Genomic DNA, 23,821 nt, shown 5'->3' on the forward strand with positions numbered 1-23,821 from the left:
TACCTTACCTAATCTTTGACGATTCCTTGACGCGATAGTCACATTGTGAAACGCCTGTTCGGCCCTGTCCTCATGACCTCGACCCCTGGCGGATCACCGCACACGGTCCTGCGCCTATGGTTGCTCCCAGCACTCCCAGGACCACCCTGCCCCTCTAAGGACAGCGATGCCCGCCAATGAATCCGGACCTTCCGTCAAGAAGAAGGGACGACGCGCACGCGCACGCCTGCTCGTGCTCGTGATGGTCCTGGCGCTCTTGGCGGTCATCGGCTACGGCGCGTACTGGAGCGTGGACACCGTGCGCGCCTCCTTCCCGCAGACCACCGGTTCCCTCAAGGTCCCCGGCCTGACCGGAACCGTGGACGTCAAGCGCGACGAGCACGGGATCCCCCAGCTCTACGCCGACAACGACGAGGACCTCTTCCGCGCGCAGGGCTTCGTGCACGCGCAGGACCGGTTCTGGGAGATGGACGTACGCCGCCACATGACCTCCGGCCGGCTCTCCGAGATGTTCGGGTCCGGCCAGGTGGAGACCGACGCCTTCCTGCGCACGCTGGGCTGGCGCCAGGTCGCGCAGGCCGAGTACGACACCAAGCTCTCGCCGGAGACGAAGAAGTACCTCCAGGCCTACGCCGACGGGGTCAACGCGTACCTGAAGGGGAAGTCCGGCAAGGACCTCTCCGTCGAGCACGCCGCCCTCAAGCTGACCGGCGACTACAAGCCGGAGCAGTGGACGCCGGTCGACTCGGTGGCCTGGCTCAAGGCCATGGCCTGGGACCTGCGCGGCAACATGCAGGACGAGATCGACCGCTCGCTGATGGCGAACTCGCTCTCGCAGGCCCAGATCGACGAGCTGTACCCGCCGTACCCCTTCGACCGGAACAAGCCGATCGTCGAGGGCGGCACGGTCGCGGGCGGCAAGTACGCCCCGCAGGGCGCCTCGGGCTCCGGCACGGGCACCGGCACGGGCTCGGGTTCGAGCTCCGGTACGGGTACGGGCTCGGGCACCGGCACCGGCACGGGCTCGGGCAGCAGCTCCGGCACCGGCACCGGCACGGGAACGGGTACTGGCACGGGAACCGGCACCGGCACCGGCACGGGAACCGGCTCCGGCACCGGCACCGGGTCGCAGGCCGCCCCCAACGGCGGCCGGACCGGCCTCGCCGACAACGTCTCCGCCCAGGGCGCGACGGTGGGGCTGCGCACGCAGCTGACCTCCCTCGCCAAGACCCTGGACGAGATCCCGGCCATCCTCGGCCCCAACGGCAGCGGCATCGGCTCGAACTCCTGGGTCATCGGCGGCAAGTACACGACCACCGGCAAGCCGCTCCTCGCGAACGACCCGCACCTCTCGCCCCAGCTGCCCTCGGTCTGGTACCAGATGGGCCTGCACTGCCGTGCCGTCTCGCCCCAGTGCCAGTACGACGTGGCCGGCTTCACCTTCTCGGGCATGCCCGGCGTGGTCATCGGCCACAACGCCGACATCGCCTGGGGCATGACCAACCTCGGCGCCGACGTGACCGACCTCTACCTGGAGCAGGTCAAGCCCGAGGGCTACGTCTACGACGGCAAGGTGCTCCCCTTCACCACCCGTGAAGAGGTCATCAAGGTCGCCGGCGGCAAGAGCAAGAAGATCACCGTCCGCACCACCAACAACGGACCGCTGATCTCGGACCGCAGCGACGAACTGGAGTCCGTGGGCGTCCGCGCCCCCGTTCCCAGTTCCGCCCCCGACCGCGGTGACGGCTACGCCGTCGCCCTGCGCTGGACCGCGCTGGATCCGGGCAAGTCGATGGACGCGGTCTTCAAGCTCGACCGGGCCAAGGACTTCACCAGCTTCCGGGCGGCCGCGGCCGACTTCGAGGTCCCGTCCCAGAACCTGATCTACGCCGACAACAAGGGCGCCAGCGGCAACATCGGTTACCAGGCCCCCGGCCGCATCCCGATCCGCACTCAGGGCGACGGCCGCATGCCGGCGCCCGGCTGGGACCCGAAGTACGCCTGGAAGGGCGGCAAGGACGGGAACGCGGGGTACATCCCGCAGAACGAGATGCCCTGGGAGCTCAACCCGGCCCGCGGCTACGTCGTCACCGCCAACCAGGCGGTCACCGAGAGCGGGGCCGGCAAGTACCCGTACGTGCTGACCACGGACTGGGGTTACGGCGCCCGCAGCCAGCGGATCAACGACCTCATCGAGGCGAAGATCAAGGACAGCGGCAAGATCTCGACCGATGACATGCGCACCATGCAGATGGACAACAGCAGCGAGATCGCCGCGCTGCTGACCCCGATGCTGGCCAAGATCCAGGTCTCGGACCCGGACGTGCGCTCGGCGCAGAAGCTGCTGGAGGGCTGGAACTACACGCAGGAGAACGACTCCGCGGCGGCCGCGTACTTCAACGCGGTCTGGCGCAACGTCCTCAAGCTGGCCTTCGGCGACAAGATGCCCAAGGAGCTGCGGATCGAGGGCAGCTGCTTCAACGTCCAGGAGAGCGACGGCCCGGACGACGACCTCGCCAAGACCGTCCGCGAGTGCGGCACCCGCGGTCCCGACTCCGCGCAGCCGGACGGCGGTGACCGCTGGTTCGAGGTGGTCCGCCGTCTGGTCAAGGACGAGAAGTCGCCCTGGTGGTCCTCGCCGAAGACGCTCACCAAGCCGGCGACGACCACCCGTGACCAGCTCTTCGCCCGGGCCATGAACGACGCCCGCTGGGAGCTGACGGCCAAGCTCGGCAAGGACCAGTCGACCTGGAGCTGGGGCCGGCTGCACCAGCTGAACCTGAAGAACCAGACGATCGGCACCGAGGGTCCGACCGCCATGCGCTGGCTCCTCAACCGCGGCCCGTGGAACCTGGGCGGCGGCGAGGCCACCGTCAACGCGACCGGCTGGAACGCCGCCAGCGGGTACGAGGTCACCTGGGTGCCGTCGATGCGGATGGTCGTGAACCTCAACGACCTGGACAAGTCCCGCTGGATCAACCTGACCGGCGCCTCGGGGCACGCGTACGACTCCACGTACACGGACCAGACGACGATGTGGGCCAAGGGTGAACTGCTGGACTGGGCCTTCGGCAAGGAGGCTGTCGACAAGTCGACGGTGGACACCTTGACGCTGAAGCCCTAGCGACGCTGCACCCTGGCGACGCCGAAGCCCTGGCGAAGCCGAAGCCCGGCCGTCGCCGCGGTCGCCGCACCAGGCGGCCGCGGCGACGGCCGGGCCGCTTCAGAAGCGCATCACCCCCGACGGGGTGGCGACCGCCCGGACGGGGTGGTCGTGCGGTTCCTCCGGGACCCGCGCGACCACCTCTTCGTCGTAGAGGAGCACCACCAGCGCGGGGTGCGCCCCCGCCCGCTCCAGCCGGGCCAGCACCCGGTCGTACGAGCCGCCGCCGCGGCCGAGCCGCATCCCGCGCCGGTCCACGGCCAGTCCGGGCAGCAGGACGGCGTCGGCGCCGGTGACGGCGTCCGGGCCGAGCGCCGGCCCCGTGGGTTCCAGCAGCAGCATCTTCCCCGGGTGCGCGGTCTCGGCGAGGCCGGCGGGGCCCTCGTAGGCCGCCCAGTCGAGGTCGTTGTCGGGCAGCAGCAGGGGCAGCAGCACCCGCTTGCCCGCCGCCAGCAGCGCGTCGAGCAGTTCGCGGGTGCCGGGTTCGGCGCCGACGGAGACGTACGCGGCCACCGTGCGCGCCCCGGCCAGTTCGGGCAGGGAGAGCGCGGAGCGGGAGAGCGCGCCGGCCGCCGCGGCGCGCGCCTCGGGGGAGCGGACGCGACGGGCTGCGAGGAGGTCCCGGCGCAGCGCGGCCTTTTCGGGCGGGAAGGGGGACTTCCCGGACGGAATGTCCGTCACAGGCAACTCACATACCTTTCCTATTGATTCATAACCGGACATAATTACCGGAATCTGGCTGAGCGTTCGGCGTGACCCACTATCGTTCTGCCCATGACTCAGTCGCACCCCGTGATCAAGAAGGCCGTCATTCCGGCCGCGGGCCTCGGCACTCGGTTCCTTCCGGCGACCAAGGCGACCCCCAAGGAAATGCTCCCGGTCGTGGACAAACCGGCCATCCAGTACGTGGTGGAGGAGGCCGTCTCGGCCGGCCTGGACGACGTACTGATGATCACGGGGCGTAACAAGCGGGCTCTCGAAGACCACTTCGACCGGAACTACGAGCTGGAATCGGCCCTGATCGCCAAGGGTGACGACGACCGGCTGAAGAAGGTCCAGGAGTCCAGCGACCTCGCCACCATGCACTACGTCCGCCAGGGCGACCCGCGCGGTCTCGGCCACGCCGTGCTCTGCGCCGAGCCGCACGTCGGCAGCGAGCCCTTCGCCGTCCTGCTCGGCGACGACCTCATCGACCCGCGCGACCCGCTGCTGCGGCAGATGGTCGACGTCCACGCCCGCACCGGCGGCACCGTGGTCGCGCTGATGGAGGTCGACCCGGCCAGCGTGCACCTCTACGGCTGCGCCGCCGTCGAGCCGACCGACGAGGACGGCATCGTCCGCGTCACCGGACTCGTCGAGAAGCCCGACGCCTCCGAGGCCCCCAGCAATTTCGCGGTCATCGGACGGTATGTCCTCAACCCCGCGATCTTCGGCATACTGCGGGAGACCGAGCCGGGCCGCGGCGGGGAGATCCAGCTCACCGACGCCCTGCAGAAGCTGGCCGCCGACGAGAGCGTGGGCGGCCCGGTGCACGGCGTGGTCTTCCGCGGCCGCCGCTACGACACCGGGGACCGCGGGGACTACCTGCGGGCCATCGTCCGACTCGCGTGCGAACGTGAGGACCTGGGCCCGGAGTTCCGCACCTGGCTTCACCGTTACGTCACGGAGGAGATGTAGGACCTTGAGCAGTTCCGCACCGCAGGACACCGCACCGCACCGTCTGTGGTCGGTGGACGAGCACCTCGCGGACATCCTCGCCGCCGTCCGGCCGCTGGAGCCCATCGAGCTCCAGCTGCTCGACGCCCAGGGCTGCGTCCTGGTCGAGGACGTCACCGTGCCCGTCGCCCTCCCGCCCTTCGACAACAGCTCCATGGACGGTTACGCCGTCCGGGTGGCCGACGTCCAGGGAGCGAGCGAGGAGTTCCCCGCGGTGCTCGCCGTCATCGGCGACGTCGCGGCGGGCAGCGGCGAACTGCCGACCGTCGGCCCCGGCCAGGCCGCCCGCATCATGACCGGAGCGCCGCTGCCGCCCGGCGCCGAGGCCGTCGTGCCGGTCGAGTGGACCGACGGCGGTACGGGCGGCGGCGCCGCCTCCGGGATGACGCCGGCCAGCGCCGCACCCGAGGGCGCGGGCGGCGAGGTGCGGGTGCACCGCGCCGCCGAGGCCCGGGCGCACGTGCGCTCGCGCGGCAGCGACGTACAGGCCGGTGACCTGGCGCTGGCCGCCGGCACCGTTCTCGGCCCGCCGCAGATCGCGCTGCTGGCCGCCATCGGCCGCGGCGCGGTCCGGGTCCGGCCGCGTCCCCGGGTGGTCGTCCTGTCCACCGGCAGCGAGCTGGTCCAGCCGGGCGAGGCGCTGGCCGCCGGCACCATCTACGACTCCAACAGCTTCGCGCTGGCCGCTGCCGCGCGGGACGCCGGAGCCATCGCCTACCGGGTCGGCGCGGTCGCCGACGACGCCGAGACGCTGCGCTCCGTCATCGAGGACCAGCTGATCCGGGCCGACCTCCTCGTCACCACCGGCGGGGTCAGCGTCGGCGCGTACGACGTGGTCAAGGAGGCGTTGACCTCCGTGTCGGCCGGCGACGAGGCCGTCGAGGCGGGAAATGTCGACTTCCGCAAGCTCGCCATGCAGCCGGGCAAGCCGCAGGGCTTCGGCACGGTAGGCCCCGACCACACCCCGCTGCTGGCGCTGCCCGGCAACCCCGTCTCCTCCTACGTCTCCTTCGAGCTGTTCGTGCGTCCCGCGATCCGGGCGCTGATGGGCCTGCCGCAGTCCCAGGTCAGCCGGCCGAGCGTGCGGGCCGTCCTCAAGGCGGACCGGCCGATCGGCTCGCCGGCCGGCCGCCGCCAGTTCCTGCGCGGGGCGTACGACGCCGAGAGCGGGACGGTCGGCCCGGTCGGCGGATCGGGCTCGCACCTGATCGCCGCGCTGGCGCACGCCGACTCGCTGATGGTCGTACCGGAGGACGTCACTTCGGTGGAGCCCGGGAGCGAACTGGAAGTGATCCTGCTCGGCTGAGCGGGGTCCGGTGCGGGTAGCGTGTTGCACCACACAGGCCCCATGCCACGGCTCAAGGGGCCCGGAGCGGGAGCGGCACGGAGATATGAGTACGCAGAGCAGCAGGCTGACCCACATCGACGAGGCCGGCGCGGCCCGGATGGTCGACGTCTCGGCGAAGGACGTGACCACCCGCACGGCGCGGGCCAGCGGGCGCGTCCTGGTGTCGCCCCGGGTGATCGAGCTGCTGCGGGGTGAGGGCGTGCCCAAGGGCGACGCCCTCGCCACCGCGCGGATCGCCGGGATCATGGGGGCGAAGCGGACCCCCGACCTGATCCCGCTCTGTCACCCGCTCGCGGTGTCCGGTGTGAAAGTCGACTTGTCGGTAGTCGATGACGCCGTGGAGATCCTCGCCACCGTCAAGACCACCGACCGCACGGGCGTCGAGATGGAGGCCCTGACCGCGGTCGCGGTCGCCGGACTCACCGTGATCGACATGGTGAAGGCGGTCGACAAGGGCGCGGTCATCACCGACGTCCGGGTGGAGGAGAAGACCGGCGGCAAGTCCGGCGACTGGACCCGCGCGTGATCCTCCCGCGCGGCGGCGAGGTCCACAGCCACAGTCATGGCCACGGCGACGACCAGGACCAGGGCCACGCCCCGGACCAGGGTGCCGGCGAGCCGGGTCCCGGCCCGGCGCTGCCGGCGCGCGCACTCGTCGTCACCGCCTCGAACCGCGCCTCGCGCGGCGTGTACGCGGACCGGGGCGGCCCGCTGCTCGCCGAGGCGCTGGAGAGGCTCGGCTTCACGGTGGACGGCCCCCGCGTCGTCCCGGACGGCGACCCCGTCGAGCTCGCCCTGCGCGAGGGCGTGGCCGCCGGGTACGAGGTCATCCTGACCACCGGCGGCACCGGCATCTCCCCGACCGACCGCACCCCCGACGCCACCGCCCGGGTGCTGGACTACGAGATCCCCGGCATCCCGCAGGCCATCCGCGCCGAGGCCCTGGACAAGGTGCCGACCGCCGCGCTCTCGCGGGGGCTGGCGGGCGTGGCGGGCCACACCCTGATCGTCAACCTGCCCGGCTCCACGGGCGGGGTCCGCGACGGCCTCGCCGTCCTGGCCCGGATCCTGCCGCACGCGGTCGACCAGCTCCGGGGCGGCGACCACCCCAGACCCGCGCCCGCCCCCGGGAGCCCGAGCTGAACGGCCCCTCCTGGCCGGTGGCGCTGGCGGACGGCGACGTCACCCTCCGGCCGATAAAGCTGCGCGACCAGAAGGCCTGGCGGGAGGTCAACCGGCGCAACCGCGACTGGCTGCGTCCCTGGGAGGCCACGATCCCGCCGCCCGCGCCGTGGGGGCCGGTCGTCCACCGTCCGACGTACCGGCAGATGGTCCGCCACCTGCGCGCGGAGGCGAACGCGGGCCGGATGCTGCCGTTCGTCATCGAGTACGAGGGGCGGCTGGTCGGTCAGCTGACGGTCGCCGGGATCACCTGGGGCTCGATGTGCGCCGCGCACGTCGGTTACTGGGTCGACCGGGACGTGGCGGGCCGCGGCGTCATGCCGACGGCGGTCGCGCTCGCCGTGGACCACTGCTTCGGGAAGGTCGGGCTGCACCGGATCGAGGTGTGCATCCGCCCGGAGAACGTGCCGAGCCGGCGGGTCGTGGAGAAGCTCGGGTTCCGCGAGGAGGGGGTGCGTCCGCGCTACCTGCACATCGACGGGGCGTGGCGCGACCACCTGGTGTTCGCGCTCACGGCGGAGGAGGTGCCGGAGGGGCTGGTGCGCCGCTGGCACCGAACCCGGAAACCGGCCTGAAAATCGGACAGTCGCAAAAGCGTTCGAATTTCTGGCCGATTCGCCCATAACCTGATCCGAAGAATCACAAAAAAAGTCCGTGATATCAGCCGGATCGTGCGACACACCGGCTCAATTGGCTGATCCCCCATGCCGCGCCCCTCTACGGTGTGGGGTGTGAGCAGCAGCGGCCTCATCTACGCAGTCATCGTGGGGGCCTGGGCCGCCTACTTGGTGCCCATGTGGCTCCGGAGGCAGGACGAGCTGAACGAAGCCCGTCCGACGGAACGCTTCTCCACTGCCATCCGGCTTCTTTCCGGCCGGGCGGGAATGGAGCGCCGTTACGCCAAGGGGCTGCGTGAGCGCGGTGAGGAACAGGCGGAGCCCCAGCCCCACGCGGACCCGGAAGCGGCGACGGAAACGGTGAATTCCGTGGACGCCGACGACCGGGCCTTCGGCGTGCCCCCGACCAGGGCCGAGCCGAGGGCGAGCGAGGCCGAGCGGGCCCGCCGCCAGCAGCGCCTCCAGGTCCTCGCGCGCCGCCGCCGCACCACCGCGCTGCTCTTCCTCGCCTTCAGCGCCGGGGCTATCGCGGCCGCCGTCGGCGGTCTGCAGTACTTGTGGGTGCCCGCCGTGCCGGCGCTGCTGCTGAGTACGTACATCGTCCATCTGCGGGTGCAGGAACGGCGCCGCTACGAGTTCACGATGGACCGGCGGCGCGCCGAGGCGGCCGCCCGCCAGCTCCGCGAGAACCGCCCGCGCCGCCGCGAACCCGCCCCGGACACCGAGGCCGGGCCCGGCTCCGGATCCGGTTCGGGCGAACCGGATCCCGCGCCGCCGGTCTCCCCGCAGGAGGCCGGGCGTCGCGCGCTCGTCGAGCAGACCGACCATGCCGAGTGGGTGGACCAGCAGCGCGAGCGGGAGCGCGGACCGGCGCGCGGCGACAGCTGGGAGCCCGTACCGGTCCCGCTGCCGACGTACGTGACGGCCCCCGTCGCCCCCCGCGCCACCGGCCCGGCCGCCCCGGACGGCTGGAGCGCGACCCGCTCCAGCACCGCCGAGCCGACGGACCCGCGCCTGCGCGCCCAGCCGGCCGTCCCGAAGCCGGCTCCCGGCCAGGACGGTGCGAAGACCCCCACCGCCCCCCGTCCCCGCGGCCAGGGCCGGGGCCGCACTCCGCTCTTCGACCAGTACGAGGGCGAGGACCGGCCCCGCGCCGCGAACGAGTGAGCGACGGTCACGGGGGGACGGGGTGACCTGCGCGGAACGCGTTTTGGAGCACCCGCGCGGGGATGCTAATGTTTCACACGTCGCAAGGGCCTGTGGCGCAGTCTGGTAGCGCACCTCGTTCGCATCGAGGGGGTCTGGGGTTCAAATCCCCACAGGTCCACAAACGACAGTTCACGGGTTGCTCCCGAGAACGGTGACGAGATCCCGTTCCGCCGAAAGGCGGGGCGGGATCTCGGCGTTTGTGGGGTGCGTCCAAGGTGATGTCCGAACGTGGGCGGGGGCGCTCTTGCCTCGCCGGGTTCCAAGAGCCTGCGGATCTGCGGCAGGTCAGCCTCAGGCGGGACGTCCAAGGCCGCCATCCGGTACCGCTCGATTCCTCCCTCGCCGGTGGCGCCGAGGCGCTGGTGGAAGGCCTCCAGCACGCTCTGCCGGGCAGCGGCCGAGCCGTCGTCCTTCCACACGATCAGCCGGATCGTGCAGTTCTGAGACGGCAGGACCGTCTCCCCGGCCCAGAAGACCCCATCGTCATCGAGCCCCACCTCAACGGAAGTGGACTTTGACGTGGCCGTCGCCGATGTTCGTCACCGCGCCATCAGCCATGCCGCATCCGGGTCCGGAGGTGGCAGGGCTGACTCATCTCCGTCCGGGTCGCACGTGAGGAGCGGTGGGTGACGTTCCGTCACATAATGGGGGGATGGGCAGTGGTGGCGGGGCGGCCGGGCAGGCGTGGGTGGCGCTCGGTGGGGTGGCCGGGGACGCGGAGCGGGTGCGGTACCAGGGGGCCGGGGGGCTGGCCGGGCCGCTGCCGGTGCGGGAGCTGGCGCGGGCCAGCGTGGGGGTGTGCGCGCTCGCCGCTGCGGAGCTGGGAGCCGTGCGGGCCGGGGGCGGGCTGCGGGACGTGGGGCCGGTGGTCGTCGACGAGGGGGCCGTGGCGACCGCGTTCGTGAGCGAGCAGCACCTTCGGGTGGAGGGCCGGGCGCCGGTCTCCTTCGCGCCGCTGTCCGGCTTCTGGCCGGCCGCCGACGGGTGGGTGCGGACCCACGCCAACTACCCCCACCACGAAGCGGCCCTGGTGAGCGCGCTCGGCGTGCCGGCGACCCCGGAGGCCGTGGGGGATGCCCTCGCGGGGCTCGGCGCGGTGGAGGCGCAGGAGCGGGTCTACGCGCGGGGCGGGCTCGCGGTGGCGGTGACCCGTACGTACGGGGAACCGCAGCCGCTGGTGGAAGTGGTACGGGGGCCCGGGCGGGGGCGGCGGCTGGGGCCGGCCGGGCTGCCCGCGGCGGGGGTGCGGGTGCTGGACCTGACCCGGGTCATCGCCGGGCCGGTCGCCACCCGGACCCTCGGGGTGCTGGGCGCGGACGTGCTGCGGATCGACCCGCCGGGCCTGCCGGAGGCGGACGACGCCCATGCCGACACCGGGTTCGGCAAGCGGTCGGCGCTGCTGGACCTGGCGGAGCCGCGGGGCCGGGCGGTGCTGGAGGGGCTGCTCGACGAGGCCGACGTGGTGGTGTCGGGGTACCGGCCCGGGGCCCTGGAGCGGTTCGGGCTGGGCGGGCGCGAGCTGCTCGAACGGTGGCCGGGGCTGGTGGTGGCCGAGCTGTGCGCGTGGGGCCGGCACGGGCCGTGGGCGGGGCGCCGGGGCTTCGACTCGCTGGTGCAGGCGGGGTACGGGATCGCCGCCGCGTGCGGTGAGGACGGCCGGCCGGGGGTGCTGCCGGCGCAGGCGCTGGACCACGGTACGGGGTACCTGGTGGCGGCGGGGGTGCTGCGGGGGCTCGCGGATGGGGGCGGGTGCCTGCTGCGGTTCTCCCTCGCGGGGACGGCGTCGTGGCTGGTGCGGGACGTGCCGGCGGCCGGGCCCGGGGTGGCGGGGTACTCGGCGCGGCCGTGGCTGCGCCGGGTGGCGACGTCGGGGTACGGGGAGCTGCGGTACGCCGCCAGCCCCCTGGGGGAGTGGCGGCGCGGGCCGTCGCGGTGGGGATCCGACCGGGCCCGCTGGCTCCGTCCGTAGCGGGCCGGCGGGGGCCGGCCGGTGCCTCAGGGGTGGAGGGGTTTGGTCATGCAGCGGCTCGACGCGTGGTGGCGGTAGTAGCCGAACTTCTCCGACAGGGCGTAGCCCGAGGAAAGGTAGAGGGCGATCGCTTCCGGCTGCTGGTCGCCCGTCTCCAGGACCATGCGGGTGCGGCCCGCCGCGCGGGCGTCGGCCTCCAGTTCCGCGAGGATGCGGCGGGCCAGGCCGGTCCCGCGGGCCTGGGGGACCACGTACATGCGCTTGACCTCGGCGTCTCCGTCCGAGTAGCCCTCTTCGCTGTGGTCCTGGCGGCGCCAGGCCCCGCTGGCCACGGCGGCGTCGGTGGCGTCGTAGGCCAGGAGGTAGAGGCCGTTCGGCGGGAGGAACATCGCCGGGTCGAGGGCGGTCGCGTCGCCCTCGCCGTCGTAGCGCTTCTGGTACTCGACCTGGACCTGGGCTTCGAGCTCGGCCGCGTCCGGGTGGTCGTACGGTACGGAGCGGAGGTTTATACCGTGAGACATTCGAATATCGTACGGAAGCCTCCCGCTATGGTGCAGGGATGCTCACTGTGACCTCCGTGAATGTGAATGGGATCCGCGCCGCCGCCAAGAAGGGCTTCGTGGAGTGGCTCGCCGGATCCGACGCCGACGTCGTCTGCCTGCAGGAGGTGCGGGCCGAGGAGGAGCAGATTCCGGCGGAGGCCCGTCGGCCCGCGGGCTGGCACACCGTGTTCGCGCCCGCCGCCGCCAAGGGGCGGGCCGGGGTCGCGCTGTACACGCGGCGGGAGCCGGAGCGGGTGCGGGTCGGGTTCGGGAGCGAGGAGTTCGACGCGAGCGGGCGCTACGTCGAGGCGGACCTGCCCGGGGTGACCGTCGCGAGCCTGTACCTGCCGTCCGGGGAGGCCGGGACCGAGAAGCAGGACGAGAAGTACCGCTTCATGGCCGAGTTCCTGCCCTACCTCCAGGGGCTGCGGCAGCGGGCCGCCGCCGACGGGCGCGAGGTCGTGGTGTGCGGCGACTGGAACATCTGCCACCGCGAGGCCGACCTCAAGAACTGGAAGACCAACCGGAAGAACGCCGGCTTCCTGCCCGAGGAGCGCGAGTGGCTCGGGAAGGTGTACGAGGAGGGCGGCTACGTGGACGTGGTGCGGGAGCTGCACCCGGACGCCGAGGGGCCGTACTCCTGGTGGTCCTACCGCGGGCGGGCCTTCGACAACGACGCCGGCTGGCGCATCGACCTCCAGGTCGCGACCCCGGGGCTGGCCGGCCGGGCAGCCAAGGCCTTCGTCGAGCGCGCCGAGACGCACCCTGAGCGCTGGTCCGATCACGCGCCGGTGACCGTCGTCTACGAGCTCGGGGTCTGAGGGCCGGTGGACGGGGGCCGCTGCTGGTGCAGGCGGTCCATCGCCATGGTGAGCTCCGCCTCGACCACGCTCTTGGCGAGCGGGCGCAGGCGGGTGACGGCGTCCTCGTCGCCGGTCAGGTGCGTGGTGAGCAGCTCGCTGAACAGGGCCGCCAGGGCGTCCGCGTGCTCGCGGACCAGGCGGCCCGTCTCCAGGACCGCCGCCAGCGGCACGCCCTCGCGGACCAGGGCCGAGGAGACGTCGAGCAGGCGGCGGCTGACGTGGACGATCTCCTCGCCGTCGGTGGCGAGGTAGCCGAGGTCCAGGGAGGCCGCGAGGTTCTCCGGGGTGACCTCGCCCTCGAAGTAGTCGGCCAGGGCCTCGGGGGACAGCCGGACGGGGGTCTCCTCCGACCAGCCGATGCCGAGCAGCTCGCCGAGCTGGCCGACGTCGCGGCCCTGTTCGAAGGCGGCGGTCAGTTCGGCGATGCCGCCGAGGGTGTGGCCGCGTTCGAGGAGGGCGGCGATGGTGCGCAGCCGGGCCAGGTGCTGGTCGTCGTACCAGGCGATGCGGCCCTCGCGGCGCGGGGGAGGCAGGAGTTTGCGTTCGCGGTAGAAGCGCAGGGTGCGGACGGGTATGCCGGCCGCCTCGGCCAGTTCGTCCGTCCGGTACTCGCGCACTGTGCTTCCGGCCTCCGTCGTCCGTGTTTTTTCCGCCACACCCGCAGCCTAGGGCGTACTCGCGGTAACTTTCCGGCCGCGACCCCTACCCATGGGTACGGAGCTGCTCTACCCTCCCGATTGTGCCAGTGATTGCTGGCAGTGTTGCGGTGTGGTGGCTGGGACTGCGGAAGCGGAAGGCGGCGGCGGGCATGGGCGGCATCGACGGCAAGGGCGGCGGCGGGCGCGCGGGCGGTGGGCGCGCGGGTGGTGGCGGGCGCGCGGGTACGGGCGCACCGGGCGGCAAGGGCGCACCGGGCGGGCGCGAGCACGTACGGGTGGCGGTGATCGGGTCCGGGTTCGGCGGGCTCGGGGCGGCCGTCCGGCTGCGGCGCGAGGGCATCACGGACTTCGTGGTCCTGGAACGTGCCGACTCGGTCGGCGGCACCTGGCGGGACAACAGCTATCCGGGATGCGCCTGCGACGTGCCGTCCCACCTGTACTCCTTCTCCTTCGCGCCGAACCCCGACTGGCCGCGCACCTTCTCCGGGCAGCCCGCCATCCGGGAGTACCTCGAACACGTCGCCGACACCTTCGGGCTGCGCCGGCACATCCGGCTCGGCCACGAGGTCGAGGTGATGCGCTGGGACGCGGACGAGCTGCGCTGGGAGATCGAGACGTCCGCCGGCCACCTCACCGCCGACGTCGTCGTCTCCGCCACCGGACCGCTCTCCGACCCGAAGATGCCCGAGATCCCCGGGCTCGCGGAATTTCCCGGCAAGGTCTTCCACTCGGCGCGCTGGGACCACGACTACGACCTGCGCGGCAAGCGCGTCGCCATGATCGGGACCGGCGCCTCCGCCATCCAGATCGTGCCCGCCATCGCGCCCGAGGTGGAACGGCTCACGCTGTTCCAGCGCACCCCGCCGTGGGTCATGCCGCGCACCGACCGGGCCATCAGCACCGCCGAGCGCTGGCTCCACCGACAGCTGCCCTTCACCCGGGCGGCGCGGCGCGGGCTGCTCTGGGGGATCCGCGAGCTCCAGGTCAGCGCCTTCACCAAGCGGCCGAACCAGCTCGGGCTGGTGGAGTCCCTCGCCAAGGCCAACATGGCGCGCTCGATCAAGGACCCGGCGCTGCGGGCCAAGCTGACCCCCTCCTACCGGATCGGCTGCAAGCGGATCCTGCTCTCCAGCGAGTACTACCCGGCGCTCGCCCGGCCGGACGTGGACCTGGTCGCCTCCGGCCTCAAGGAGATCCGCGGCTCGGTGCTCGTCGCCGCCGACGGCACCGAGACCGAGGTGGACGCGATCATCTTCGGCACCGGCTTCCACGTCACGGACATGCCGATCGCCGACCGGGTCGTGGGCGCCGACGGCAAGACGCTGGCCGACGCCTGGAAGGACGGGATGCAGGCACTGCGCGGGGCGACGGCCGCCGGCTTCCCCAACTGGATGACGATCATCGGGCCCAACACCGGCCTCGGGAACAGCTCGATGATCCTGATGATCGAGTCGCAGCTGAACTACATGGCCGACTACATGCGCCAGCTCGGCGTCCTGGGCGGGCGCGCGGCGCTCGCGGCCCGGCCCTCCGCGGTCAACCGGTGGAACCGGCACGTCCAGGCGCGGATGGAGCGGACCGTGTGGAACACCGGCGGCTGCACGAGCTGGTACCTGGACGCCCAGGGCCGCAACACCACCGTCTGGCCGGGCACGACCGGCGAGTTCCGCAAGGAGACGCGGACCGTCGACCTGTCCGAGTACGAGGTCGTGCGCGTCCGGGAGAAGGACCGCGAGCCGATGGCGGCGGAGGCGGCGGAGGCGGCGGCTCCGGCCGGGGCGGACCGGGGTGCGGCGGCTCCGGCAGGGGCGGACCGGGGTGCCGGGCGGGGGGCGGCGGCGTGAGCGGGCCCGCACACGTCACCAGCGGGCGGTACGCACCCCCCGCCCCGGCCCGCACGCTGCACGCGGTCTCCGCCGACGGCTCCCGGCTGTACGTGGAGGTGCACGGCGCCGAAGGGGCGCCGGCCGTGGTGCTGTCCCACGGCTGGACCTGCTCCACCGCCTTCTGGGCGGCCCAGATCCGGGAACTGGCCCGGGACCACCGGGTCGTCGCCTACGACCAGCGCGGCCACGGCCGCAGCCCGGCCGGCGGCCGCGACTACAGCACCGCCGGGCTCGCCGACGACCTGGTCGCCGTGCTGGGGGCCACCCTCGCCCCCGGCGAGCGTGCGGTCGTCGCCGGGCACTCCATGGGCGGCATGACGGTGATGGCCGCCGCCGGACGTCCCGAGTTCGCCGAGCACGCCGCGGCCGCCCTGCTGTGCAGCACCGGCAGCTCGGGGCTGGTCGCGGGGGCGACCGTACTGCCGATGCGCGCCGGGCGCGCACGGACCCGTATGACCCGCGCGGTACTCGGGGCGCGCGCCCCCCTCGGGCCGGTCACGCCTGCGGCGCGCGCCGTGCTCCGGTACGCGACGATGGGCCCCGGCTCCGCGCCGGACCGGGTCGAGGCCTGCGCCCGGATCGTCCACGGCTGCCCGGCGCCGGTGCGCCACGCCTGGTCGAAGGTGCTGGCCGGGCTGGACCTGGACGCCGAACTGGGCCGGCTGACGATACCCACCGCCGTGATCGGCGGCCGCGACGACCGGCTGACCCCACTCGCGCACGCCCGCCGGCTCGCGGCCGCGCTGCCGCACTGCGTGGGGCTCACCGAACTCACCGGCGCGGGTCACATGACCCCGGTGGAGGCTCCCGAGGCCGTCACGCGCGCCATCCGCGAACTCACATCACGCTATCTACAAGTCGACAAGAGCGGGCAGTCCGGGACCGGGAACGAGAAGGAGAAGACCGCGTGAGTGCTCACAGGAATCTGGACGGCCAGGTCGCCGTCGTCACCGGCGCCGCCCGCGGGGTCGGCGAACTGCTCGCCCGCAAGCTCTCCGCGCGCGGCGCGAAGGTGGCGCTCGTGGGCCTGGAGCCCGAAGCCCTCAAGGAGGTCTCCGAGCGGCTGCACACCGACAGCGCCCACTGGTACGCCGACGTCACCGACCACGAGGCGATGGCCCGGGTCGCCCGGGAGGTCAAGGAGCGCTTCGGGAAGGTCGACGTCGTCGTCGCCAACGCGGGCGTCGCCGCCGGCGGGCCGTTCGCCGACTCCGACCCCGAGGCCTGGCGCCGGGTGATCGAGGTCAACCTGATCGGCGGGGCGGTCACCGCCCGCGCCTTCCTGCCCGTCCTGACCGAGAGCCGGGGCTACTTCCTCCAGATCGCCTCGCTCGCCGCGATCACCCCCGCGCCGATGATGACGGCGTACTGCGCCTCGAAGTCGGGCGTCGAGGCGTTCGCGCACTGCCTGCGCGCCGAGGTCGGTTACAAGGGCGTCAAGGTGGGCGTCGGCTACCTGTCCTGGACGGACACCGACATGGTGCGCGGCGCCGACGAGAACGAGGTCATGCGGGAACTGCGCCGGAGGCTGCCGTGGCCCTCGAACCGGACCTACCCGCTCGGGCCCGCCGTCGACCGGATCGTGGCCGGCGTCGAACGCCGCTCGCCGCACGTGTACGCGCAGTGGTGGCTGCGCGGGATGCAGGGCATGCGGGGCTACCTGCCCGGGATCATCGCGACCGTCGGGCAGCGGGAGATGAAGCGCTTCGAGCCGCGACTGGGGAGCGTCTCCACGGGACTCGTGGGCGCGGGCGGGGCGGCGGACGAGCAGGAGCGGTCCCGGCGCGTCTAGTCGGAATGCGAGGAATGTCCATGCGTGCCAGGCTGATCGGGCCAAGCCCCACACCCCTTTCCAGGAGGCACAGCATGGGTCTGAAGGATCAGTTCCAGGCGAAGGCGAAACAGCTGGCGGAGCGGGCCGAGACCGCCGCGCGGGGCGAGCGGGACGAGGTGTCCGGGCGGACGGCGCAGGCCGAGCCGGCCGGCGCGCGCCCGCAGCCCCCGCAGCCGGTCCGCGAGGTGTTCGACGACGGTTTCGAGAAGTGACGCACGTGGTGTGACGCACGTGGTGTGACGCGTGCGGATCGACATATCGATGTGAGGGGCCCGGTCGGTGGACCGGGCCCCTCACGCGTTCCGCCCGCGCTAGCGCGGCGGCAGTTTCGGGCGGCGGCGGTCCGGCACATCCGTATAGCCGGGCGGCACGGCGGCCGGGTCCTGCTCCAGCAGCTCCAGCGCCAGGTGCACGGCGTCGTCCAGCTGGGCGTGCCGGCCCTCCGCCCAGTCGAGCGGGGTGCGCAGGATCGCCAGGTCCGGTTCCACGCCGTGGTTCTCCACCGACCAGCCGTACTCGGGGAACCAGGCGGCGTTCATCGGCACGGTGATGACGGTGCCGTCGCCGAGGGTGTGGCGGCCGGTCATCCCGACCACCCCGCCCCAGGTGCGCTGGCCCACCACCGGCCCCAGGCCGAGCAGCTTGAACGCGGCGGTGATCATGTCGCCGTCGGAGGAGGTCGCCTCGTCGGCCAGTGCGACGATCGGACCGCGCGGGGCGTTGGAGGCGTAGGAGACGGGCTGGGCGTTGCGGGTCAGGTCCCAGCCGAGGATCGAGCGGGTGAGCTTCTCGATGACCAGTTCGCTGATGTGCCCGCCGGCGTTGCCGCGTACGTCGACGATCAGGGCGGGCCGGGAGACCTCCAGGCGCAGGTCGCGGTTGAACTGGGCCCAGCCGGAGCCGCCCATGTCGGGGATGTGCAGGTAGCCGCAGCGGCCGCCGCTGATCTCGCGGACCACCGCGCGGCGCTTGGAGACCCAGTCCTGGTAGCGCAGCGGCCGTTCGTCGACGAGGGGGACGACGGCGACGCGCCGGGCCCGGCCCTCGCCCTCGGCGGGCCGGAAGGTCAGCTCGACGGTCGTGCCCCCGGCCGCCGCGAGCAGGGGGTAGGGGCCGGTGACCGGGTCGACGGGCCGGCCGTCGACGTGGGTGAGGACGGCGCCCTCGCGGATGCCGGTGCCGGCGAGCGGGGAGCGGGCCTTGGAGTCGGAGGACTCGCCGGGCAGGATCCGCGAGAGGGCCCAGTCGCCGTCGCGGTGGACGAGGTTGGCGCCGAGGAGGCCGATGGCCCGCTGGTAGTGGGGCGGGCCCTCGTTGCGGCGGGCGGGGGAGACGTAGGCGTGGGAGGTGCCGAGCTCGCCGAGGACCTCGCGCAGCAGGTCGGCGAACTCGTCGGGGGAGGCGACGCGTTCGACGAGGGAGCGGTACTGGCGCAGTACGCCGTCCCAGTCGATGCCGCACATGTCCGGTTCCCAGAAGTAGGCGCGGATGATGCGTCCGGCCTCCTCGAAGGCCTGGCGCCATTCGGCGGCCGGATCGACCTCGTGCAGGATGCGCCGCAGGTCGAGGTAGACGGTGGAGTCGCTGTCGCCGGATTCGGTGGCGGGGACCGCGCGCAGGTCGCCGTCGTCGTTGAGGACGAGCCGGGTGCCGTCGCCGCTGGCCGCGAACCAGTCGAGGCCGGAGGCCAGTTCGCTCTTGCGGGCCTTGGTGATGTCGAAGTGTTCCAGCGTGGGCTTGCCGCTGGTGTCGGCGGGGTTGGCGAACGTCTCGCCGAGGGCGCCGGAGATGGGCCAGCGCAGCCAGACCAGGCCGCCGCCGTGCACCGGGTGGAGGGCGGAGTACTTGGAGGCGGAGACGGGGAAGGGGGTGACCCGGCTCTCCAGGCCCTCGACCTCGACGGTGACCGATCCGTCGCCCTCGCCGGATTCCCCCTCGACGGGGTCGAGTCCGCCCGCCGCCGGCCGGCCGTCGGGGGAGAGGGCGAAGGGGGAGGGGGTGGCCGAGGAGAGCGGCACCAGGTAGGGGCGGCAGCCGAGGGGGAAGGACAGGTCGCCGGTGTGGACGTCGTAGACGGGGTCGAAACCGCGCCAGGACAGGAAGGCGAGGTAGCGGCCGTCGCGGGTGAAGACGGGGTTCTCGTCCTCGAAGCGGCCGTTGGTGACGTCGACGACGACGCGGGCGCCGGGGCCGGAGATGCGGGCCATCTTGATCTGCCGCAGGGAGCGTCCGATGCCGGGGTGCGACCAGGTCAGCCAGCAGCCGTCGGGGGAGAACGCGAGGTCGGTGACGGGCCCGTTGACGGACCGGATCAGCTCGCTGACCTCCCCGTTGGACTCCTCCGTCGCGTCGAGGAGGAGCAGCCGCCCGTCGTTGGAGGCGACGGCGAGGCGTTCGCCGTCCGGGTCGGACAGCAGTTCCAGTACGCGGCCCAGCTCGCCGGAGGCCAGCCGGCGCGGCTCGCGGTCGCCGGAGGCCCGGGGCAGGTAGGCGATCTCGATCGCGTCCTCGCCCTCGGCGTCGGTGACGTAGGCGACCTGGCCGCCGCTGCCGAGCATCTCGGGCAGCCGCACCCGTACGCCGGGGGTGTCGGCGATGGTGCGGGCCGGGCCGTCGCGGTGGGTGAGCCAGTACAGGCTTCCGCGCACGACGACGGCGCTGGCGCGTCCGGTGGAGTCGACGGAGAGGGAGTCGACGTTGCTGGCGGCCGGCACCTGGTACGTACGCCGTCCCGCGCGGGGGCCGCCGAGGCGGACCTCCAGCTTGCGGGGGGCGGCGTCCGGGGCGAGGGAGTCCACCAGCCAGAGGTCGCCGGCGCACTGGTAGACGACGCGGGCGCCGTCGCTGGAGGCGTGCCGGGCGTAGAACTCGTCGTGGTCGGTGTGCCGGCGCAGGTCGGAGCCGTCGGGGAGGCAGGAGTAGAGGTTGCCGGTGCCCTCGTGGTCGGAGAGGAAGGCGATCCGGCCGTCCACGAACATGGGTGAGTCGAGGTGGCCCTCCAGGTGCTCCAGCAGCCGCTGCCCGTGCAGCCAGAGGCGGCCGGTGGCGCCGCCGCGGTAGCGCTTCCAGGCGGCGGGTTCGTGCGGGGGCTTGCCGGTGAGCAGCAGGCTGCGGCGTTCGCCGCCGGGGCCTTCGGGGGAGTGGACGGCGATGTCGGAGACCGGGCCCCAGGGGAGCCGGCCGCCGGGGCTGCCGTCGGTGGGCAGGCTGTAGGCCCAGGCGAAGTAGGAGAAGGGCTGGCCGTGCGAGGACACGGCCAGGATGTCGCTGCGGCCCTCCTCGTCGGGCGGGGTCCAGCCGCAGACGCGGGTGTCGGTGGCGCCCCAGTAGGTGAGGCGGCGGGCGGGGCCGCCGTCGACGGGGGCGAGGTGGATCTCGGGGTCGAGGCTGCGCCAGGTGGTGAAGGCGATGTGCCGCCCGTCGGGCGAGAAGCGGGGGTGGCCGACCCTGGTCCGGTCGACGGTGATCCGCCAGGCGCGGCCGGGGTCGCGGCCGTCGGGGACCAGCGGGGCGACCCAGAGGTCGTCCTCGGTGGCGAAACACAGCAGGTCGTCGTGCAGGTGCGGGAAACGGAGGTACGCGACGTCGTGACTCACCCCCCAATGCTTTCCGCGGCGGAGGGGCGCGGCAACTCGTACACGTGATCCATGCCACTGCCCCATCGAAACGGAACGGTTTCGTTTCGCTAGTCGGGCACGGTATGGTCTGAGGAGTACGAAACGGTTTCGTTCCGATGGGGGTGCTCGTGATGAAGGGAAGCTGCCGGGTGACCGACGCGATGTCGGCCCGGCGCAGCCGGATCACCCCCGAACGCGAGGCCGAACTGCACGGGGCGGTCCTCGACCTCCTGCGCGAGGTCGGCTACGAGGCGCTGACCATGGACGCGGTCGCCGCCCGGACGAAGTCCAGCAAGGCCACCCTCTACCGCCAGTGGGGGAGCAAGCCGGAGCTGGTCGCCCAGGCCCTGCGATGTACCCAGCCGGTCTCCCTGAGGGAGATCGACACGGGCACCCTGCGCGGGGACTTCGCCCTCATGGTCGAGCGTTCCGACGACGCGCAGATGGCCAAGGACACCGCGCTGATGCGGGGTCTGGCCCATGCCGTCCACGAGAGCCCGGAACTGCACCGGGCACTGCGCGACCTGCTGGTGGACCCCGAGCTCAACGGTCTCCAGGAGATGCTCGGGCGAGCGGTGGAGCGGGGCGAGATCCGGCCGGACTGCCCGGCGCTGGAGTTCGTGCCGCACATGCTCATCGGGGCGTTCATCGCGCTCCCGCTGATCGAGGACAGGTCAGTGGACCAGGCCTTCCTCGGCCAGTTCGTCGATGCCGTGGTGTTCCCCGCCCTCGGCGTCTGATCCGTTCCGTACCGCACGCACCAGCTCTGCCCGCACCACCTCTCCCCGCAGTTGCCTTCCCGCAGTTGCCTTCCCGCTGTTCCTGACACGCCGCTCTCGTCGTCGGGCCGGCTTTTGACGCCCTGATCCGTCCCGGATCCATCCCACGACCTGAAACGGGAGAACCACGACGTGGCCACCTTCCTCTACCGGCTCGGCCGAGGTGCCTTCAGGCGCCGAGGCCTCGTCGCCCTCGTCTGGGTGGCGCTGCTGTTCGCCGCGGGCTTCGGCGCCGCGACCGCCTCGGCGCCCACCTCCGGCTCGTTCTCGATACCCGGCACGGAGGCCCAGAAGGCCTTCGACCTGCTGGACAAGAAGTTCCCGGGCATGGCCGCCGACGGCGCGACCGCCCGCATCGTCGTCAAGGCCCCGGCGGGCGCCAAGGTCACCGACCCGGCGCCCAAGGCCGAGGTCGAGAAGCTCATATCCGGCCTGAAGGGCGGCGCGGGCGCGGCCCAGATCGCCAGCGTCGACGACCCGTACGAGACGAAGGCGGTGAGCCAGGACGGCTCCATCACCTACGTCAGCGTGAAGTACAACGTCAGCGGGATGGAGCTGAAGGACGACACCCGCGAGGCGCTGAAGGAATCCGGCCACGACGCGCAGCGCGCCGGACTCCAGGTCGAGATCGGCGGCGACGCGCTGATGGAGGCCCCCGAGACCGGCTCCGGCGAGGTCATCGGCATCCTGATCGCGGCGATCGTCCTCGTCATCACCTTCGGTTCGCTGATCGCGGCCGGGCTGCCGCTGCTGACCGCGCTGATCGGCGTGGGCATCGGAGTCTCCTCCATCACCGCGCTCGCCAACGTGCTGGACCTCGGCTCCACCACCTCCACCCTCGCGATGATGATCGGCCTCGCGGTCGGCATCGACTACGCGCTCTTCATCGTCTCCCGCTACCGCGCGGAGCTCGCCGAGGGCCGCGAACGGGACGAGGCCGCCGGCCGGGCTGCCGGAACCGCTGGTTCCGCCGTGGTCTTCGCCGGTCTGACCGTGGTCATCGCCCTGGTGGGCCTGGCCGTCGTCAACATCCCGATGCTGACCAAGATGGGTGTCGCGGCCGCCGGAACGGTGGTCATCGCGGTACTCGTCGCCCTCACCCTGGTCCCGGCCATCCTCGGCTTCGCGGGCAAGAAGGTGCTGCCCGCCGGTACGAAGAGCAAGCTGTTCGGCAAGGGCAAGCCGGCCGGCGCCGAGCCCAAGGCCAACGGCGGCACCCGCTGGGCCCGCTTCGTGCTGCGCCGTCCCGTCACGGTCCTGCTGGCCGGCGTCATCGGCCTCGGCGCCATCGCGATCCCGGCGAGCAAGCTGGAGATGGGCCTGCCGGACGACGGCTCCAAGCCCGTCTCCACCAGCCAGCGCAAGGCGTACGACCTGCTGTCCGACGGCTTCGGCCCCGGCTTCAACGGCCCGCTGATGGTGGTCGTCGACGGCGACAAGGCGCTGGCCGACAAGACCGCCGAGCGGATCAAGGGCCTGGACGGGGTGGCGATGGTGATGCCGCCGGCCCAGAACCAGGCCAAGGACGCCGCGATCGTCAGCGTCATCCCGAAGGACCGTCCGTCCTCCGTGAAGACCGAGGACCTCGTCCACTCGATCCGCGCGGGCAACCCCGACGGCGTGTACGTCAGCGGCCAGACCGCGATGAACATCGACTTCTCGCAGAAGATGAACGACGCGCTGCTGCCCTACCTGGCGCTCGTGGTCGGCCTCGCCTTCCTGCTGCTGATGCTGGTCTTCCGCTCGATCCTGGTCCCGCTCAAGGCGGCGCTCGGCTTCCTGCTCTCCGTGGTCGCCGCCCTCGGCGCGGTCGTCGCGGTCTTCCAGTGGGGCTGGCTCGGCTCGCTCTTCGGTGTGGAGCAGACCGGTCCGATCATGTCGATGATGCCGATCTTCATGGTCGGCGTGGTCTTCGGCCTGGCCATGGACTACGAGGTCTTCCTGGTCACCCGGATGCGCGAGGCGTACGTACACGGTGAGCGCCCGGGCCAGGCCGTGGTGACCGGCTTCCAGTACAGCGCCCGCGTGGTCGTGGCCGCCGCCGTGATCATGATCGCCGTCTTCTCCGGCTTCCTCGGGGCCAGCGACGCGATGGTGAAGATGATCGGCTTCGGCCTGGCCGTCGCCGTCCTCTTCGACGCCTTCGTGGTCCGCATGGCCATCGTTCCGGCGGTGCTGGCGCTGCTCGGGCACAAGGCCTGGTGGCTGCCGAAGTGGCTCGACCGGATCCTGCCGAACGTGGACGTGGAGGGCGAGAGCCTGCGCAAGCACCTCGGCGACTCCGGCTCCGCCGAGGGCCCGGACAAGGACCGCGAGCTGGTCAACGCCTGACCCCGGAGCCCCGGATCCCCCCGCGGGGGGATCCGGGGCACGGTACGGCCCCCGGCCCCGCACCTGGAACCCCAGGTGCGGGGCCGGGGGCCGTCCGGCGACCGGG

At 72.6% G+C, this 23,821-nt stretch carries 19 protein-coding genes, 1 tRNA gene and 1 pseudogene; 16 read left to right on the plus strand and 5 right to left on the minus strand.

What is annotated here, in order from left to right:
- Positions 1 to 166: 166 nt before the first annotated feature.
- On the plus strand, positions 167 to 3,124 hold the full coding sequence (locus ACGFXC_RS23180; RefSeq protein WP_393715630.1) for a penicillin acylase family protein: 2,958 nt from the start codon (positions 167 to 169) through the stop codon (positions 3,122 to 3,124).
- A 99-nt stretch (positions 3,125 to 3,223) separates the two neighbouring features.
- On the opposite strand, the gene ACGFXC_RS23185 is transcribed toward ACGFXC_RS23180, so the two are convergent.
- Positions 3,224 to 3,844, minus strand: a complete 621-nt coding sequence (locus tag ACGFXC_RS23185; protein ID WP_393715632.1) for a 5-formyltetrahydrofolate cyclo-ligase — start codon at positions 3,842 to 3,844, stop codon at positions 3,224 to 3,226.
- Positions 3,845 to 3,937: 93 nt separating this feature from the next.
- On the opposite strand from ACGFXC_RS23185, the gene galU reads away from it, so the two are divergent.
- The 7 genes from galU to ACGFXC_RS23220 all read left to right on the plus strand — a co-directional run bounded on the left by galU (position 3,938) and on the right by ACGFXC_RS23220 (position 9,353).
- Entirely contained in the window at positions 3,938 to 4,840 is a 903-nt protein-coding gene (galU, locus tag ACGFXC_RS23190; protein WP_393715634.1) for a UTP--glucose-1-phosphate uridylyltransferase GalU, read from the plus strand.
- A 4-nt stretch (positions 4,841 to 4,844) separates the two neighbouring features.
- The gene (gene glp / locus ACGFXC_RS23195) at positions 4,845 to 6,185 is read left to right on the plus strand and encodes a gephyrin-like molybdotransferase Glp (RefSeq protein ID WP_393715636.1); all 1,341 of its coding nucleotides are present in this window, start codon (positions 4,845 to 4,847) and stop codon (positions 6,183 to 6,185) included.
- A gap of 85 nt (positions 6,186 to 6,270) precedes the next feature.
- A complete protein-coding gene (moaC, locus tag ACGFXC_RS23200; RefSeq protein WP_351823824.1) occupies positions 6,271 to 6,753 on the plus strand; it encodes a cyclic pyranopterin monophosphate synthase MoaC in 483 nt (160 codons plus the stop codon).
- A gap of 110 nt (positions 6,754 to 6,863) precedes the next feature.
- The gene (locus ACGFXC_RS23205; protein WP_393715882.1) at positions 6,864 to 7,370 is read left to right on the plus strand and encodes a molybdenum cofactor biosynthesis protein B; all 507 of its coding nucleotides are present in this window, start codon (positions 6,864 to 6,866) and stop codon (positions 7,368 to 7,370) included.
- Positions 7,371 to 7,387: 17 nt separating this feature from the next.
- A complete protein-coding gene (locus ACGFXC_RS23210) occupies positions 7,388 to 7,984 on the plus strand; it encodes a GNAT family N-acetyltransferase (RefSeq protein WP_393715638.1) in 597 nt (198 codons plus the stop codon).
- Between the two features lie 156 nt (positions 7,985 to 8,140).
- Positions 8,141 to 9,193, plus strand: a complete 1,053-nt coding sequence (locus ACGFXC_RS23215) for a hypothetical protein (RefSeq protein WP_393715640.1) — start codon at positions 8,141 to 8,143, stop codon at positions 9,191 to 9,193.
- Between the two features lie 86 nt (positions 9,194 to 9,279).
- Positions 9,280 to 9,353: transfer RNA gene (locus tag ACGFXC_RS23220), tRNA-Ala, on the plus strand.
- A 142-nt stretch (positions 9,354 to 9,495) separates the two neighbouring features.
- Here ACGFXC_RS23220 and ACGFXC_RS23225 read toward each other — a convergent pair.
- A pseudogene (locus ACGFXC_RS23225) lies at positions 9,496 to 9,732 on the minus strand (DUF4265 domain-containing protein); the annotation flags it as partial.
- 155 nt (positions 9,733 to 9,887) lie between these two features.
- Here ACGFXC_RS23225 and ACGFXC_RS23230 point away from each other — a divergent pair.
- Positions 9,888 to 11,204, plus strand: a complete 1,317-nt coding sequence (locus tag ACGFXC_RS23230; RefSeq protein ID WP_393715642.1) for a CoA transferase — start codon at positions 9,888 to 9,890, stop codon at positions 11,202 to 11,204.
- 26 nt (positions 11,205 to 11,230) lie between these two features.
- Here ACGFXC_RS23230 and ACGFXC_RS23235 read toward each other — a convergent pair whose 3' ends face one another.
- Positions 11,231 to 11,725, minus strand: a complete 495-nt coding sequence (locus ACGFXC_RS23235; RefSeq protein ID WP_393715644.1) for a GNAT family N-acetyltransferase — start codon at positions 11,723 to 11,725, stop codon at positions 11,231 to 11,233.
- Positions 11,726 to 11,763: 38 nt separating this feature from the next.
- Between ACGFXC_RS23235 and ACGFXC_RS23240 the strand changes: the two genes are divergently transcribed.
- Positions 11,764 to 12,567: an exodeoxyribonuclease III gene (locus tag ACGFXC_RS23240; RefSeq protein WP_393715646.1), complete on the plus strand. Its 804-nt coding sequence runs from the start codon at positions 11,764 to 11,766 to the stop codon at positions 12,565 to 12,567.
- On the opposite strand, the gene ACGFXC_RS23245 is transcribed toward ACGFXC_RS23240, so the two are convergent.
- A complete protein-coding gene (locus ACGFXC_RS23245) occupies positions 12,549 to 13,226 on the minus strand; it encodes a MerR family transcriptional regulator (RefSeq protein WP_393715648.1) in 678 nt (225 codons plus the stop codon). The two genes, ACGFXC_RS23240 and ACGFXC_RS23245, sit on opposite strands and share 19 nt — an antisense overlap.
- A 191-nt stretch (positions 13,227 to 13,417) precedes the next feature.
- Between ACGFXC_RS23245 and ACGFXC_RS23250 the strand changes: the two genes are divergently transcribed.
- The 4 genes from ACGFXC_RS23250 to ACGFXC_RS23265 all read left to right on the plus strand — a co-directional run bounded on the left by ACGFXC_RS23250 (position 13,418) and on the right by ACGFXC_RS23265 (position 17,200).
- Positions 13,418 to 15,112 carry a flavin-containing monooxygenase gene (locus ACGFXC_RS23250; RefSeq protein ID WP_393715884.1) on the plus strand — a complete coding sequence of 565 codons (1,695 nt, stop codon included), beginning with the start codon at positions 13,418 to 13,420 and terminating at the stop codon, positions 15,110 to 15,112.
- Positions 15,109 to 16,065, plus strand: a complete 957-nt coding sequence (locus tag ACGFXC_RS23255; RefSeq protein ID WP_393715650.1) for an alpha/beta fold hydrolase — start codon at positions 15,109 to 15,111, stop codon at positions 16,063 to 16,065. Before ACGFXC_RS23250 ends, ACGFXC_RS23255 begins: the two co-directional genes overlap by 4 nt.
- Entirely contained in the window at positions 16,062 to 16,946 is an 885-nt protein-coding gene (locus ACGFXC_RS23260; protein ID WP_393715652.1) for an SDR family oxidoreductase, read from the plus strand. The genes ACGFXC_RS23255 and ACGFXC_RS23260 overlap by 4 nt, the downstream gene beginning before the upstream one ends.
- 74 nt (positions 16,947 to 17,020) lie before the next feature.
- Positions 17,021 to 17,200 (plus strand): hypothetical protein, encoded by a 180-nt coding sequence (locus ACGFXC_RS23265; protein ID WP_393715654.1) that lies wholly within the window; start codon positions 17,021 to 17,023, stop codon positions 17,198 to 17,200.
- 99 nt (positions 17,201 to 17,299) lie between these two features.
- Here ACGFXC_RS23265 and ACGFXC_RS23270 read toward each other — a convergent pair whose 3' ends face one another.
- Positions 17,300 to 20,584, minus strand: a complete 3,285-nt coding sequence (locus ACGFXC_RS23270) for a S41 family peptidase (protein WP_393715656.1) — start codon at positions 20,582 to 20,584, stop codon at positions 17,300 to 17,302.
- A 182-nt stretch (positions 20,585 to 20,766) separates the two neighbouring features.
- Between ACGFXC_RS23270 and ACGFXC_RS23275 the strand changes: the two genes are divergently transcribed.
- Positions 20,767 to 21,345: a TetR/AcrR family transcriptional regulator gene (locus tag ACGFXC_RS23275; RefSeq protein ID WP_393715886.1), complete on the plus strand. Its 579-nt coding sequence runs from the start codon at positions 20,767 to 20,769 to the stop codon at positions 21,343 to 21,345.
- A 171-nt stretch (positions 21,346 to 21,516) separates the two neighbouring features.
- The gene (locus ACGFXC_RS23280) at positions 21,517 to 23,715 is read left to right on the plus strand and encodes an MMPL family transporter (protein ID WP_393715658.1); all 2,199 of its coding nucleotides are present in this window, start codon (positions 21,517 to 21,519) and stop codon (positions 23,713 to 23,715) included.
- The last annotated feature ends 106 nt before the right edge of the window (positions 23,716 to 23,821 follow it).

Source organism: Streptomyces sp. NPDC048507 (genome assembly GCF_043199995.1).
GTDB lineage: Bacteria > Actinomycetota > Actinomycetes > Streptomycetales > Streptomycetaceae > Streptomyces.

Excerpts from the sequence above, each read along its gene's own strand:
- ACGFXC_RS23180 (WP_393715630.1), top strand. The coding sequence starts at position 167 with ATGCCCGCCAATGAATCCGGACCTTCCGTCAAGAAGAAGGGACGACGC.
- galU (WP_393715634.1), top strand. The coding sequence starts at position 3,938 with ATGACTCAGTCGCACCCCGTGATCAAGAAGGCCGTCATTCCGGCCGCG.
- moaC (WP_351823824.1), top strand. The coding sequence starts at position 6,271 with ATGAGTACGCAGAGCAGCAGGCTGACCCACATCGACGAGGCCGGCGCG.
- ACGFXC_RS23230 (WP_393715642.1), top strand. The coding sequence starts at position 9,888 with ATGGGCAGTGGTGGCGGGGCGGCCGGGCAGGCGTGGGTGGCGCTCGGT.
- ACGFXC_RS23235 (WP_393715644.1), bottom strand. The coding sequence starts at position 11,725 with ATGTCTCACGGTATAAACCTCCGCTCCGTACCGTACGACCACCCGGAC.
- ACGFXC_RS23240 (WP_393715646.1), top strand. The coding sequence starts at position 11,764 with ATGCTCACTGTGACCTCCGTGAATGTGAATGGGATCCGCGCCGCCGCC.
- ACGFXC_RS23250 (WP_393715884.1), top strand. The coding sequence starts at position 13,418 with ATGGGCGGCATCGACGGCAAGGGCGGCGGCGGGCGCGCGGGCGGTGGG.
- ACGFXC_RS23265 (WP_393715654.1), top strand. The coding sequence starts at position 17,021 with ATGGGTCTGAAGGATCAGTTCCAGGCGAAGGCGAAACAGCTGGCGGAG.
- ACGFXC_RS23275 (WP_393715886.1), top strand. The coding sequence starts at position 20,767 with ATGTCGGCCCGGCGCAGCCGGATCACCCCCGAACGCGAGGCCGAACTG.